Raw genomic sequence first — 14830 nt, 5'->3', positions numbered from 1 at the left:
CTCCTATCCCCGCCACGATTATTTTCGCCGCATTCTGTGCAATATGATCGGCGGTTGGGTGGAGCGGGGAGAAGTCCCTGATAATAACGATATTCTCACGCGGATGATTAAAAATATTTGCCACGACAACGCTAAGAATTATTTCAAATTTTAAATTCGCTTCATCAAGTGGGGATGAAATATGTCTCGTGCGGCTAAAAAAATTACCATTCCGGTTAGTATCGGCTACGGACTAACGGATATTATGGGTGGCGGTGCATTTACCGTGATCGGCGCCTGGCTGTTATTTTTCTATACGACATTCGTTGGGCTATCGCCGGTTGAGGCAGCCTCCATTGTCGCCATCGCGCGTATTGTCGATGCCATTGTCAGTCTGTTTATGGGAAGTTTCACCGATCATTTTTACAAAAATTATTTTGGTAAAAAATTTGGTCGTCGACGCTTCTTTTTGCTGATCGGCGCGCCGTTAATGCTGGTCTATGCGTTACTGTGGCTTGATGGCATGACCTACGGTTTTTATCTCGCGGTCTATCTGGCGTTTGAAATTATCGCCGCGATGGTATTGATCCCCTGGGAAACGCTGCCATCGGAAATGACAAAAGACTTTAACCAGCGCACCAAACTTTCTACCTGTCGCATGTTCCTTTCTGCGTCCGGTACCTTCCTGGCGACGTTCATTCCGGGGCTGCTGATTGGCTATTTTGGGGAAAACAGCGCCCATGCTTATCTGATTAACGGCGTTATTTTTGCCGTCCTGTTTATGGTTTGCGTCTTTATCTCTTGGAAGGTGACCTGGGAACGCGAGTTAACCCCGGAAATGCTGGCCGAGCTTGAAACAAGCACGGCGCCCCGAACGCTGACGCAAAAGCTGGCTGCCTTTGGTCGTCTCTTTAAAGAGTATGGTTCAACGCTGAAAATCCGGGCCTTCAGAAAACACCTTGCCATCTACCTGCTGTCGTTTACCGGGAAAGATGTCTACAACACCGTATTTGTCTTCTTCTGTGTTTACTGCCTGAATGTCTCTTCGTCGCTTGCCGGCACACTGCTGTCGATGAGTATCGTCGGCCTGCCTGTCACGCTGATTGCGGGAGTGGGGATCATTAAATTCGGGCCGTCGAAGCTGTATGTGTTTGCCTACTCGCTGATGATGCTCTGCCTGGGCGGCTTTTTCGCTGTGTATCAAATTCCGGCACTTAATACCGTCGCGACGCTGGTTGTTCTGGCCGGGTTATATCAGGTCGGTCGCTGTGTGCTGGAGTTTACGCCATGGAACGTCTTCCCGTTCATCCCCGATATTGACGAGATGGTTAGCCGCCAGCGTCGCGAGGGGTTGTTCGCGGCGGTGATGACCTTCTCCCGCAAAACGACCGTGGCCATCGCCACCTTTATTGTGGGGCTGCTGTTACAGAATGGCGGCTTTGTGAAGGGCAGCCAGACACAGCCGGAGGAGGCCATTCATACCATCGCAATGCTGATGTTCATCGGGACTGCGGGCTTACTCATCCTGGCGTTGTGGCAGGCATTAACGTTCCATCTGAACAAGCGTACGCACAAGATCTTCGTGGATGAACTGGACCGCCTGAAAGCAAACGGTTCTCCCCAGCTGGTTTCCGCCGAAGCACGCCGTGTGGTGGAAGATTTGACGGGGTATTCCTACGACAGGCTGTGCCGTGAGCCCGCTGGCCGTTCAGGCGCAGAACCGGCGCGTAATCTTGTGTGACGTTGGTATATATCTTTTTGAAAGATGTCACACAACTTGATTTTGATATCACACCAGTTAGCGCAAAGTTAATGTAAATCAATGTTCCGCTGAACATAACCCGTATGGTGGTGGGCAAGGCACCAGGGGGTTACTGCCATTCTGGCTGGTGTAGTCAACATGCGCGGCCGCGCGCCACCGTGCGGTCGCAGAACTCAGCTTCCTTAATTAAACGAGTCTCAACCATGGAAAACCGATTATTACAGGCGAAAGCGACGCTGCCTCAGTACGATCGCGGCAGCCTCCAGGCACGCATTGTTCATTTAGGGTTTGGCGCGTTCCACCGTGCACACCAGGCGGTGTACGCCGATATTCTGGCCGCTGAACACGGCAGCGACTGGGGTTACACAGAAGTGAACCTGATTGGTGGCGAACAGCAGATTGCCGATCTGAACGCGCAGGATAACCTCTATACCGTGGCCGAAATGTCGGCGGACGCGTGGACATCACGGGTCGTCGGTGTGGTCAAAAATGCGCTGCACGCGCAGGTTGACGGGCTGGAGGCCGTACTGGCGGCGATGTGTGAGCCGCAGGTGGCGATTGTGTCGCTCACCATCACCGAAAAAGGCTACTGCCACTCACCGGCCACGGGCAAACTGATGCTCGATCACCCATTGATTGCGGCTGACCTGCAAAACCCGCATCAGCCCAAATCTGCGCCGGGTGTGGTGGTTGAAGCGCTGGCGCGACGCAAAGCGGCGGGGCTGCCTGCCTTTAGCGTTATGTCCTGTGACAACATGCCGGAGAACGGCCACGTTATGCGCAATGTCACCTGCGCCTATGCCCGCGCGGTCGACGCGGAGCTGGCCGCGTGGATTGAGGCCAACGTCACCTTCCCGTCAACCATGGTGGATCGTATTGTGCCTGCGGTGACGCCGGAAACGCTGGATAAAATCGAACAGCTGACCGGCGTACGCGATCCGGCGGGCGTGGCCTGCGAGCCGTTCCGTCAGTGGGTGATTGAAGATAACTTTGTCGCCGGACGTCCGCAATGGGAAAAGGCGGGGGCGGAGCTGGTGGCCGACGTTATTCCGTTTGAAGAGATGAAGCTGCGTATGCTCAACGGCAGCCATTCTTTCCTGGCGTACCTTGGCTATCTGGCGGGTTATCAGCACATTAACGACTGTATGGAAGATGAACACTACCGTCGTGCCGCCCATGCGCTGATGCTGAAAGAGCAGGCACCGACGCTGAAAGTAAAAGGAGTTGATTTAGGCCACTATGCCGATCTGCTGATAGCGCGCTACAGCAACCCGGCCCTGCGCCACCGGACCTGGCAAATCGCGATGGACGGCAGCCAGAAACTTCCGCAGCGTATGCTCGATTCCGTGCGCTGGCATCTGGTGCATCAGAAACCTTTCCCACTGCTGGCGCTGGGTGTGGCGGGCTGGATGCGCTATGTCGGCGGGGTGGATGAACAGGGGAACACCATCGACGTGAGCGATCCTCAGCTGGCGGTGATTCAGGCCGCGGTCAACGGGAGCGCGGAAGGGGAAAGTCGGGTGAAAGCCCTGCTGGGCATTGAAGCCATCTTCGGTAAGGAACTGCCGCACGACACGTGCTTTGTGGAGGCGGTCATGACGGCGTATCAGACCCTTCTGCAAAAGGGCGCGAAAGCCACAGTTGCGCAGTACGCGGCACAGCTGTAATTCAGTCATGCCGCCTTTCGCGGCGGCATGATGTCGTACCTGTTAGTGCATACCCAGGCGAATCAGTTCAATCGGTTCGAACTTACCTTCACATCCTTCCACTTCCACCGTTTTGCTGCGACGTACCTGCGCGGCATCCAGTCCCTCGCTGTGGATCGCTTTAATTACCCCGGTATGCCCGGTGCCGTTAATCATTACGCGGCTGCCGGTGGTAATTGCATTACGGTTACGGTCGTAAGTCATCATGGTATTTTCTCCTCGCTAACACATCCGTTACGGCGCTATTTCAGGTTGTGCCGTCCACGGGGCACTATAAATACGCCTCTCTGGACATCTTTTTTTTGTTTTTGATCAAACTCACACTTTTTTCTTCATTTCGGCAGGGCGATGACGGTTCACGACGGTAATTTACAAAGCGGACAGTTATTTTCTTTAATTGATAATTTCAACGGGTGAGCGTTTAAGTCTGGTTTATATTCCTGATGGCACTCTGGATGCAGTAAATAACGTTTCCTGGAAATAAGGAGTCAGGCTTATGTATAAGAAAATCTTGATGCCTGTTGATGTGTTTGAAATGAATTTAAGCGATAAAGCGGTGCGGCACGCGGCTAACCTGGCGAAGGCTGAAGGTGCATCGATAACCCTGGTCAACATTCTGCCCAACAGCAGCCGCTCGTTACTGCGCGGATTCAATGCAGATATCAGGAAGTTTGAAGAGTATATGACCGCGGAATCCAGCAAAAAGATGAAGGAGTTAACGCGTCTCTTCGATCTCTCCCCGGAGGACATTCATTGTGAGGTGCGTTTCGGCAACGTGCGCGATGAAATTATCAGGATGAGCAAAGAAGGGGAATATGACGTGATTGTTATCGGTTCAAAAAACCCGACTATCACCACGCATCTGCTGGGTTCAAATGCGGAATCTATCCTGCGCTACGCCACTATTCCGGTCCTGGTTGTACGCTAATCTCTCCGCCGCGCCGAAAGGGTGCGGCGAATTTAATCTTCGCTAAACCACTCGCTGTTTTCCTGCCGAATAAGCTGCACGGATTCGCTGATCTCCTGCAGATGGACGGTCATCGCTTTTTCCACACCGTCAGGGTCGCGTTTTTCCAGCGCGCTGAAAATATCATAATGCTGTCGAAGCAACATTTCCGGTGGCGAGACGTGGTCGAGGCTCATATAACGCACACGGTCGATCGTGGCTTTAATGTTTTCAATGGTATCCCAGGCCAGCTGACAATCGGCAATTTGCGCCAGCTTCTGGTGAAAATCATCATCGAGCTGAAAGAAGTCGTTAAGCTGTTTGCGGTCGATGGCAATACGCTGCTGATGCAGGTTTTGCTCCAGCCAGTAACACTGGTTGTCATTCATCAGCGTGGCCGCACGCCGGGCCACCGCGCACTCAATGGCCTGACGGACAAAACAGCCGTTACGGACCTGAGAAAGCGATATTTTATTCACATAGCTGCCGCGCTGCGGGCGGATCTGAATCAGGCCGTTTTCAGCAAGCTTGATAAACGCCTCACGTACGGGTTGACGGGAAACGTCAAAACGCACGGATACCTCTTTTTCTGAAAGCGGGGTACCAGGCGGGATCAGGCAATGCACAATATCACGTCGTAATATGCGATAGATTTGCTGGTTAACGGGCTGGGTGGGATTGAGTTGCGATTCAGCGGCCATGAGTTGTCATTTCTCAGAGAGTTAGCCTGAACATACTACCATTCTTTTATACCCTGATACAGACCCGGCCCGCAGGCCGGGAAGGGCAGAGTCAGCCACGATGAACGTTAAGTCCGGCAAAGCTCTGGCTGACAGGCATCATCTCTACGGTGTTGATATTGACGTGGTTTGGCAGCGTCGCGACCCACCAGACCGCTTCGGTGACATCTTCCGGCGTCAGCGCGTTGGCATTTTCGTAGGTTTTATCTGCTTTCGCGTCATCGCCTTTGAAACGCACGTTGGAGAACTCGGTACCGCCCACCAGGCCCGGCTCGATATCCGTGACGCGAATGGCGGTGCCGTGCAGATCGGTACGCAGGTTCAGGCTGAACTGACGCACGAACGCTTTTGTCGCACCATAGACGTTGCCGCCCGCATACGGCCAGCTTCCGGCGGTCGAGCCGATATTGATAATGTGGCCGCGATTGCGCTCCACCATGCCTGGCAGCACGGCGCGGGTCATATACACCAGCCCTTTGTTGTTGGTGTCGATCATGTTTTCCCAGTCTTCCACGCTGGCTTTGTGCGCGGGCTCCATACCCAGCGCCAGACCGGCGTTGTTGACCAGCACGTCAATGGCACGCCACTGCGCGGGGAGGTTGGCAATCATCTCTTCAATGGCGGCGCGGTTGCGCACATCAAGCTGCGCGGTCAGGATATTGTCACCCAACTCTTCTTTCAGCTCCTGCAGACGCTCCTGACGGCGGCCGGTGGCAATCACCTTGTGGCCGTTGGCGACGAAGCGACGCGTGATGCATTCACCAAAACCTGCCGTTGCCCCGGTAACTAAAATAATCATCTCACTGTTCCTCAACGCTTTTTGTGTTGTACTAACATAGCACGCCCTGAGAGGGTGCGTTAAGGCATCATTTGTATGACCGCATTGCGGTCAATGGCGGCCTGGCCTACTCTGGGAAAGTTAACCGTTATCAGGAGTAAAAGATGTCAACCCGTAACCCTTTTTTTGACATTAGCCTGCTGCCTTATCAGGCCCCGCGTTTTGATGAAATCAACGACAGCCACTATCGCCCGGCATTTGATGAGGCCATACGCCAGAAGCGGGCAGATATTGACGCCATCGTCGCGCAAACGGCAGCACCCGATTTTGATAATACGGTACTGGCGCTGGAGAAAAGCGGTGCCATGCTCGCGCGCGTCAGCAGTATTTTCTTTGCCATGACGTCGGCGCACACCAATGCCCGCCTTCAGGAGCTGGAAGAACAGCTCTCAACCGAGCTGGCCGCGCTGGCCAATGATATCTGGCTCAACGACACATTATTTTCCCGCGTGGAGAGCGTCTGGCAGGATCGTGAGGCGCTGGATGCTGAGTCCCGCCGACTGGTCGAAGTGACGCACCAGCGCTTCGTGCTGGCCGGGGCGCGACTGAACGACGCTGAAAAAGCTGAACTGAAAGACCTGAACACACAAGTCGCGTCACTGATCAGCCAGTTCAACCAGCGACTGCTGGCCGCAGATAAGGCGGGCGGGCTGGTGGTGGATTATGTTCACCAGCTTGAGGGGTTAAGCGCAGAGGAGATTGCCACGGCTGCTCAGGCCGCCGCCGATAAAGGGCTGAAGGATCGCTGGCTAATCCCCCTCCTGAACACCACCCAACAACCTGCGCTTTCACTGCTTCGCAATCGACAGACCCGTGAAAACCTGTTCAACGCAGGCTGGCTGCGTACGCAGAAAGGCGATGAAAATGATACCCGCGAGTTGATCCTTCGTCTCACGGCATTGCGTGCGCGCCAGGCGCAGCTTTTGGGCTTTGACGACTTTGCGAGCTGGAGCATCGCCGACCAGATGGCAAAAACGCCGGAGGCCGCACTGACCTTTATGCGTGGAATTGTCCCTGCGGCGCGCACCCGTGCGGTGCAGGAACAGGCCGATATCCAGAAAGTCATTGATGATGAGCAGGGCGGCTTCACCGTACAGGCCTGGGACTGGGCCTTTTATGCCGAGCGTGTGCGTCAGGCGAAATATGCCCTGGATGAGTCGCAAATTAAGCCGTATTTTGCGCTCAATAACGTACTGCATGATGGCGTATTCTGGACGGCCAGCCAGCTGTTTGGCATCCGCTTCGTCGAGCGCTTCGATATTCCGGTGTATCACCCGGACGTCCGCGTGTGGGAAATTTTCGACCACACCGGAGAAGGCATGGCACTGTTCTACGGCGATTTCTTCGCCCGCGATTCGAAACAGGGCGGAGCGTGGATGGGGAATTTCGTCGAGCAATCATATGAATTTGCCTCCCGTCCAGTTATCTACAACGTGTGTAACTATCAAAAACCCAGCCACGGAGGCGCCGCGCTGCTCTCCTGGGATGATGTAATAACCCTGTTCCACGAATTTGGTCATACGCTGCACGGCCTGTTTGCCAGTCAGCGCTACGCCACGCTGTCCGGGACCAATACCCCGCGTGATTTTGTTGAGTTCCCGTCGCAAATCAATGAGCACTGGGCCAGCCACCCGCAGGTATTTACCCACTATGCCCGCCATTACGAGACCGGCGAACCGATGCCGGACGCGCTGCGCGAAAGCATGCTCAACGCAACGCATTTCAATAAAGGCTATGACATGACGGAAACGCTCAGCGCCGCGCTGCTGGACATGAACTGGCACGGCATTCGTGAGGCCGTTTCGAGCGTAGAGGAGTTTGAAAAAGCAGCGTTGGAAAAAGAGGGGCTGGATCTGCCCGCCGTACCGCCACGTTATCGCAGCAGCTACTTCGCGCATATCTTCGGCGGCGGCTATGCGGCAGGTTATTACGCCTACCTGTGGACGCAGATGCTGGCGGATGATGGCTATCAGTGGTTTGTCGAGCAGGGCGGTTTAACCCGCGAGAATGGGCAAAAATTCCGTGAGGCGATTCTGTCGCGCGGGAACAGCACGGATTTAGCTGAACTGTACCGAAACTGGCGCGGGCACGATCCGAAGATTGAGCCGATGCTGGAGAATCGCGGGCTGAGCGAGTAGCGTCATTTTTGGCTTAAACAGGACCGGGCGGAAGCCCGGTTTTTTTGTCCAGTTTTACTCTTCAGAATACCTCTCATGTTTTCCTCATATGAATCCTTATATTCTGTAGATGTGAACACAAACACAATATTCATCAGTTTCGCTAACCCCTTATTAAACATTCTTATTATTGCAAAAACGAGTAAAATAAAGAATGACGTGCGGGATTTAACGGGTTATAAACTTTACCTCTCTTAACACTTTTGTAACGTCATTGAGGTAAACCCGTGAAGCAGGTTGGCATTGTTGGTTGGCGCGGTATGGTTGGGTCAGTATTGCTGCAACGCATGCTCGAAGAAAATGATTTTAATGATATTGGAGCCAGTTTTTTTAGTACGTCTTCTGTTGGGGCACCTGGGCCTGTCATTAATGGTGTCCGTTCGGTACTTAAAGATGCGTATTCACTGGATGCGCTGGCGGAAATGGATATCATCATTACCTGCCAGGGCGGTGAATATACAAAATCGATGTATCAGTCATTAATTGATCATGGTTGGGAAGGTTACTGGATCGATGCCGCATCAGCGCTGCGAATGGACGAAAGAGCCTGTATCATCCTGGATCCTGTGAACCGTGAAAATATCGATGATTCCATCAAAAAGGGCGGTAAACTTTTTGTAGGCGGAAACTGTTCAATCACCTTAAGCCTGATGGGGCTCGCCGGTTTGATCAAAGCCGATCTCATTGAATGGATGAGCGTGATGACCTATCAGTCAGCTTCGGGGGCGGGTGCAAAGCATGTCCGCGAGTTGATCGCCCAAAGTGCATTTGTCACCCGAAATTTAACCCCCGATGAGCTGGAAAACGCAGGCTCGGTGCTTCCTCTGGTCAATAAAGTCAGCGAACTGATTAACAGCAGTGACTTGCCTGTTGAGAATTTTGGCGCGCCGCTGATGGGGAGCATCATTCCCTGGATTGATAGCGACCTGGGGGATGGCAATAGCCGCGAAGAGTGGAAGGGAGAAGCAGAAACAAATAAAATCCTTGGCCTGCAAAAAGGCACCATCCCGGTTAATGGTCTGTGCATTCGTGTTGGTGTAATCAGGTGCCATAGTGCGGCCATTACAATGAAACTCAAACGCGAAGTGGATGAAGCTGAATTTGCTAAAAGGGTAAGCGACGCTCATCCATGGGTAAAATACGTCCCTAATAATAAAGAGGCCAGCGTCAGCCTGCTTACTCCCGCACATATTAGCGGCACGCTTAAGGTTGGCGTAGGGCGTTATAAAAAAATGGCGCTAAATAATGAACCTGTTTATTCGGTATTGACCGTTGGGGATCAACTATTATGGGGGGCAGCGGAACCATTACGCCGCATGCTTAATATTTTGCTTAACAGAATATAATGGGTTTAGACCTGTTGTTCATTATTAGCTGAAAACAGAACCGGGCGGACAGTCCGGTTTTTTATGCGCGTTAATGCGGAATAATTTGAACTGGGTTAAAAAAATAAACAATGTTTTGCTTAAGGAGGCTTCGCTATAAAAATTTGTGTTTTTTTGCCGATAACTGTGGATAGCACAAAAATGACGTAATAGCAGTTAAGAAGGCGAAGAATGACCATACCTCAGAAGACCCCTGGCTTTACGGATAGCGAGCATTCTAAAGGACTGATAAATAAAACGTTTACCTATATTGTTACCTTGTTGATAGGTATTTTTATCGCAGCGATAGTGTCATTGCTGATCATTAAAAACAATGTTAATAAAATCAGCGATAAACATGACGAGTTTTTGTTAAGGCAAGCATTAGACGCCCGCCAGGAAAACATGCGCAGCCATTTGAAAGACAATGCTGAGTGGGGAGATGCTTACAAACATCTTCATCAAAAAACTGACCTGAACTGGGCATGGGATAAGCAGAATCTGGGCAAGTCTCTGTATGATAACTTTGGCTACGAAGGCGTGTTTGTGCTGTCCCCGGAGGGAACCACCCGTTACAGCGTGCTTGACGGGAAACTGAAGCACGAAGAGCTGGAACGCTGGTTAGATCAATCCACCATAGACCATTTACTCAGTGAGACGGGCAGTAAAAATGGACTGCCGGTCTCCATGCTCACGCTTATCCATTCCGTCCCCGCCATAGTTTCTGCGGCATGGATAACGACGGGAGATGATACCAGCGTGCAGCCGTTGCCCGGTAAGCCATCAACCATGTTGTTTATCGACACCTTAACGGCTAAGAAACTGCTTGCGATTGGGCACGATGCAGGGATCGAAAACGTCCGCGCGGTCTCTTCTGACGCCCTTGCTGAGACAGACAGTCTGACAGCATTAACGTTACGTACCCAGAATGGCCCAGTCCACATTATCTGGGACACAGAAAACCCCGGCCAGGCATTGATCATTTATTTTTTACCCTTGCTCATTCTGTCTGTCCTTCTGACCCTCGCGCTGACGGCGATCCTGATGCGTCATATTTTGCATAAGGCAAAAATTCATGACGAAAATATCTTTCTCCTTGAGCAGGCTCGGTTAAATCTGATTACCAGTGAAAAACGCTTCAGGGATGTCAGTGAAACCACCAGTGACTGGTTCTGGGAAACGGATTTATCGTTAACGATCACCTGGCTATCAGGGCGTTTTACGACTGTCACGGGCTATGACGAGAGTCAGTGGCTGGGACGCAAGCTGGATGCGCTTTTTCCTTCGACAAACGGTTTATTAAATACGTGCGTCAGGCGGCGTGAGTTATCGGGGCGCTTTGAATTTAAGAACTGCCCGTACACTAACGCTCAACGGTCAACTTCGTACTGCACACTTCTGGCAAAATTCTCTGCTCAGCCTGATGGCACGGTGGTTTTACGGGGGGCGGCATCGGATGTTTCTCTGGAAGTGGAAGCCACCAAACGTGTTGAATTTCTGTCACGCCATGACGAATTAACGGGCCTTCCCAACCGGTATCATATTAAGGAGTTCCTCACAGGACAGTTGGCTAAAGAGGATATCCACAATTCTCCCTTTGCCATGATTTGCCTTGATTTGGACAAGTTTAAACCCGTGAATGATATTTTCGGCCACTCAACGGGCGATGCCCTGCTTGGTGAGGTTGCCTTACGGCTTAAACAATGTGTTCGTCGCGGTGATTTTGTCGCACGACAGGGCGGGGACGAATTTATGCTGCTTCTCGACAACACCCGGCACCTGGACCACATAGAAGAGGTGTGTCATCGCATCGTGCAAGAACTCAACCGCCCGTTCACCATTGATGGCAATGATGTGACCATCGGCGTCAGCATGGGCATTGCTCTGGCTCCCCAGGACAGTACCAGTGCAAACGACCTTTTACGCTATGCTGATATTGCGCTTTATCAGGCTAAACAATCCGGTCGAAACCGATGGGTCTATTATCGTCAGGATATGTCGGAAAAGCTGACCGAGCGCAGAAAGCTGGAATTAGCGCTAAAGACCGCAATTCGGGAAGACCAGCTCTATCTGGTTTATCAGCCGCGTTATAACCTCAGACATTCTCGCATCGACGCCGTAGAAGCCCTGGTTCGCTGGCAGCATCCTGAACGCGGAAACATGATGCCCGATCAGTTTATTCCACTCGCTGAAGAAACGGGGCTCATCATCAACCTCAGCAACTGGGTCATTCGTAAGGCCTGTACAGAGACGCATGAAAAACTGCCGGGGCTTTCGGTTTCAGTCAATATTTCAGCCATTGAATTCCAGGCAAGCGATCTCGCCGAAAGAATAAAAGCTATTCTTGATGAAACCGGGCTTGAGCCTACCCGGCTGGAAATAGAGGTGACTGAAAATGTCACGCTCTCTAATCCAGAGAAAACGTTGCAGACCATGATGGCCCTGAAAAAAATGGGGGTGCGTATTCTGATTGATGATTTCGGTACCGGCTATGCCTCTCTGAGCTATCTGCGGAAGTTCCAGTTTGACGGGTTAAAGCTCGATAAAAGCTTTATTTTTTCTTTAGGGGATTCGACACAGAACCAGTCGGTGGTCGAGAAGATCATCGATCTGGGTAAAGCCTATTCCATGGAGGTCACCGCAGAAGGTGTCGAAAACGTAGAACAATTGTCGTTCCTGAAGAAAAATAAGTGTGACGAAGTCCAGGGATATTTACTCGGCAAACCGGCGGCGATTGCAGATTTAAATCTAAAAACCAACCACGTAATCTATTAAGGGTACATGCTGCTTGCCTGGGCCTGCTGATCCGGTAGGACGGGTAAGCGCAGCGTTACCCGGCGTGCCTATAATCAAATCGCGTAGTTTTCGCTCTGACGTCTGGCTGATAAACTCGGCTCAACGTTTTGATTTCCCGGCGAACTTGAGATTCAGGCCGCCGCTAACCGAGCCAGCCATCCCGACAAAAGGCAGGAAGTATGTCTCTTCGTTCACTGCGGGCGTTGTGCCTGACGAGTTTTTTTATCGCTGACGTCCGTGACGGTCTCGGTCCTTTTCTCGGTATCTTCCTGACGCAGCGGCACTGGACGCCGGATGACATCGGCTTGCTGATGACCGCCGGAGGTTTGGCAGGACTTCTGGCCACGCTGCCGGCGGGGTTCATCACCGACACCACCAAAAACAAACGTTCCGTTCTGGCGCTGTTCTGTTTGCTGATCACCCTGAGTACGCTGCTGCTCTGGTTTAGCCAGCAGAGTGGCGTTGTCGCGCTCTCGCAAATTGTCACCGGGATCTGCGCGGCGTTCGTGGGGCCACTTATCACCGGGATCACTCTGGGGCTGACGGGGCAGAGCGGGTTTAGCGCGCAGATGGGCAAAAATGAGGCGTTCAATCACGGTGGGAATTTCCTCACGGCACTGATCGCCGGGGGCATTGCGTGGTACTGGGGCATTGGGGGCATCTTCCTGATGATGACCTGTACAACGCTGTTAACGCTCTGTTCGCTGCTGGCGATACGCAACAAGGATATCGACAACGAGGCGGCGCGCGGCCTGAACGCGTCAGAACATCAGCCGGTGCCGGGTTTCGCCGTACTGATGAAAAACAGAGCCCTGTTCGTGACGGGGCTGACGCTGCTGTTGTTCCATCTGGCGAATGCGGCCCTGTTGCCGATGCTCAGCATGCGGGTCGCTGCCGCACCGGCCAGCGTTAATCCCGGCGTGTTTGCTGCGGCGACGGTGATTATTTCGCAGGCGGTGATGATCCCGGTGGCTATCCTGGCCTCCAGGCGAATCGAACGCGATGGGTACTGGCGTTTAATCATGCTGGCGCTGTTAATCATGCCGGTACGCGCGGCGCTGGCTGCGTCTACCGATGCACCGTTTATGATGATCCCGGTACAAATTCTTGATGGTCTTGCCGCCGGGATCCTGGGTGTGGTGGTGCCGTCATTTATCGTGGTGCTTTTGCGTGGGAGCGGGCACGTTAATGCCGGGCAGAGCGTGGTCATGCTGATGCAGGGGGTTGGCGCATCGATGAGCCCTGCGTTAACCGGGACGATCGCCGGACACTACTCTTTTGCGACGGCCTTCAGTGTGCTGAGCGCCATTGCCCTGGCGGCGGTCCTGCTCTGGTGGCGTTTCCCGAACCGGACCGGGCAGACCGATAACGCCCCGGACGGGGCGTAGCGTATGTGCCGGGCGCAACCGCCACCCGGCATGCCAGGCTTAGACTATCTCGTTAGGACACGTTTCGCCGTTTTCCAGTTGCTGTAAATTCCCCAGCGTGGTTTCGGAAATGCTGATCAGCGCCTCTGCGGTCAGGAACGCCTGGTGCCCGGTAAACAGTACGTTATGGCAGGCTGACAGGCGACGGAACACGTCGTCCTGAATGACGTCGTTAGACTTGTCTTCAAAGAACAGATCGCGTTCGTTCTCATACACGTCCATCCCCAGCGCGCCAATTTTCTGGGTTTTCAGCGCTTCAATCGCCGCCTGAGAGTCAATCAGCCCGCCGCGGCTGGTGTTGATGATCATCACGCCGTCTTTCATCTGCTCAAACGCGGTCTGATTCAACAGGTGGTAGTTTTCCGGTGTTAGCGGGCAGTGCAGGGAGATCACATCCGACTGGGAAAACAGGGTCGGGAGATCGACATATTCCACGCCCAGCTCCAGCGCGGCGGCGCTTGGGTACGGGTCAAACGCCAGCAGGCGCATACCAAAGCCTTTCAGAATGCGCAGGGCGGCCACGCCGATTTTACCGGTGCCGATCACGCCTGCGGTTTTACCGTACATGGTAAAGCCGGTCAGTCCTTCCAGCGAGAAGTTCGCATCCCGGGTACGCTGATAAGCGCGGTGAATACGACGGTTCAGGGACATCATCATACCCACAGCATGTTCCGCGACCGCTTCCGGGGAGTAGGCCGGAACGCGAACCACCTTCAGCCCCAGCTCTTTCGCCGCATCAAGATCGACGTTATTGAAGCCCGCGCAGCGCAGGGCGATATACTTTACGCCGTGCTTTTTCAGCTCTTCCAGTACCGGACGACTACCGTCATCGTTCACGAAGATGCAGACGCCTTCACAGCCGTGCGCCGTTTTAGCGGTTTTTTCGGTCAGCAGAAAGTCGAAAAATTCAAGATCGAACCCGTAAGCCTCGTTAACATGTTGCAGATACTTTTTGTCGTACTGCTTTGTGCTATATACCGCGAGTTTCATAAGACTTTCTCCAGTGATTTTACATCCACGTTAGCATGATTAAAATAATCTTACAATTTATAAAATATTATTTAAATCAATAAGTTCTATCAATTATTTTAGAGC

Annotated in this window: 12 protein-coding genes; 8 read left to right on the top strand and 4 right to left on the bottom strand. The window is 52.8% G+C overall.

Going from position 1 to position 14830, the window contains the following annotated elements; genetic code table 11:
* From AX755_RS25785 to AX755_RS13275, 3 genes are all read left to right on the top strand, one after another.
* Nucleotides 1–154 (top strand): glucuronate isomerase (locus tag AX755_RS25785; RefSeq protein WP_231883361.1); only part of this gene is annotated, 154 nt, incomplete at its 5' end.
* Between the two features lie 27 nt (nt 155–181).
* Nucleotides 182–1720, top strand: a complete 1539-nt coding sequence (locus AX755_RS13280; protein ID WP_038419307.1) for an MFS transporter — start codon at nt 182–184, stop codon at nt 1718–1720.
* Nucleotides 1721–1944: 224 nt separating this feature from the next.
* Complete coding sequence (locus tag AX755_RS13275; protein ID WP_062856903.1) at nt 1945–3408, top strand: mannitol dehydrogenase family protein; 1464 nt, start codon at nt 1945–1947, stop codon at nt 3406–3408.
* 42 nt (nt 3409–3450) lie between these two features.
* Here the strand turns inward: AX755_RS13275 and ydfZ are convergent, their stop codons facing one another.
* Entirely contained in the window at nt 3451–3654 is a 204-nt protein-coding gene (gene ydfZ, locus AX755_RS13270; protein WP_013096785.1) for a putative selenium delivery protein YdfZ, read from the bottom strand.
* A gap of 289 nt (nt 3655–3943) precedes the next feature.
* Between ydfZ and AX755_RS13265 the strand changes: the two genes are divergently transcribed.
* Nucleotides 3944–4375, top strand: a complete 432-nt coding sequence (locus tag AX755_RS13265; RefSeq protein WP_038419309.1) for a universal stress protein — start codon at nt 3944–3946, stop codon at nt 4373–4375.
* Nucleotides 4376–4407: 32 nt separating this feature from the next.
* On the opposite strand, the gene AX755_RS13260 is transcribed toward AX755_RS13265, so the two are convergent.
* Both AX755_RS13260 and ydfG read right to left on the bottom strand, forming a co-directional pair.
* A complete protein-coding gene (locus tag AX755_RS13260; protein ID WP_062856902.1) occupies nt 4408–5094 on the bottom strand; it encodes a GntR family transcriptional regulator in 687 nt (228 codons plus the stop codon).
* 91 nt (nt 5095–5185) lie between these two features.
* Nucleotides 5186–5932: a bifunctional NADP-dependent 3-hydroxy acid dehydrogenase/3-hydroxypropionate dehydrogenase YdfG gene (ydfG, locus tag AX755_RS13255; RefSeq protein ID WP_020688209.1), complete on the bottom strand. Its 747-nt coding sequence runs from the start codon at nt 5930–5932 to the stop codon at nt 5186–5188.
* Nucleotides 5933–6075: 143 nt separating this feature from the next.
* On the opposite strand from ydfG, the gene dcp reads away from it, so the two are divergent.
* The 4 genes from dcp to AX755_RS13235 all read left to right on the top strand — a co-directional run bounded on the left by dcp (nt 6076) and on the right by AX755_RS13235 (nt 13696).
* On the top strand, nt 6076–8109 hold the full coding sequence (gene dcp / locus AX755_RS13250; RefSeq protein ID WP_062856901.1) for a peptidyl-dipeptidase Dcp: 2034 nt from the start codon (nt 6076–6078) through the stop codon (nt 8107–8109).
* A 266-nt stretch (nt 8110–8375) separates the two neighbouring features.
* Nucleotides 8376–9494 (top strand): aspartate-semialdehyde dehydrogenase, encoded by a 1119-nt coding sequence (gene asd, locus AX755_RS13245; protein WP_062856900.1) that lies wholly within the window; start codon nt 8376–8378, stop codon nt 9492–9494.
* Nucleotides 9495–9704: 210 nt separating this feature from the next.
* Nucleotides 9705–12287, top strand: a complete 2583-nt coding sequence (locus tag AX755_RS13240; RefSeq protein WP_062856899.1) for a bifunctional diguanylate cyclase/phosphodiesterase — start codon at nt 9705–9707, stop codon at nt 12285–12287.
* Between the two features lie 200 nt (nt 12288–12487).
* Complete coding sequence (locus AX755_RS13235; RefSeq protein WP_062856898.1) at nt 12488–13696, top strand: MFS transporter; 1209 nt, start codon at nt 12488–12490, stop codon at nt 13694–13696.
* 39 nt (nt 13697–13735) lie between these two features.
* Here AX755_RS13235 and AX755_RS13230 read toward each other — a convergent pair whose 3' ends face one another.
* Nucleotides 13736–14725: a 2-hydroxyacid dehydrogenase gene (locus AX755_RS13230; protein ID WP_062856897.1), complete on the bottom strand. Its 990-nt coding sequence runs from the start codon at nt 14723–14725 to the stop codon at nt 13736–13738.
* Nucleotides 14726–14830 lie beyond the last annotated feature (105 nt).

The organism is Enterobacter sp. SENG-6 (genome assembly GCF_001605945.1).
GTDB lineage: Bacteria > Pseudomonadota > Gammaproteobacteria > Enterobacterales > Enterobacteriaceae > Enterobacter > Enterobacter cloacae.
Note: the sequence above shows the minus strand (reverse complement) of the source record. Positions and strands in the feature narration are given on the sequence as shown.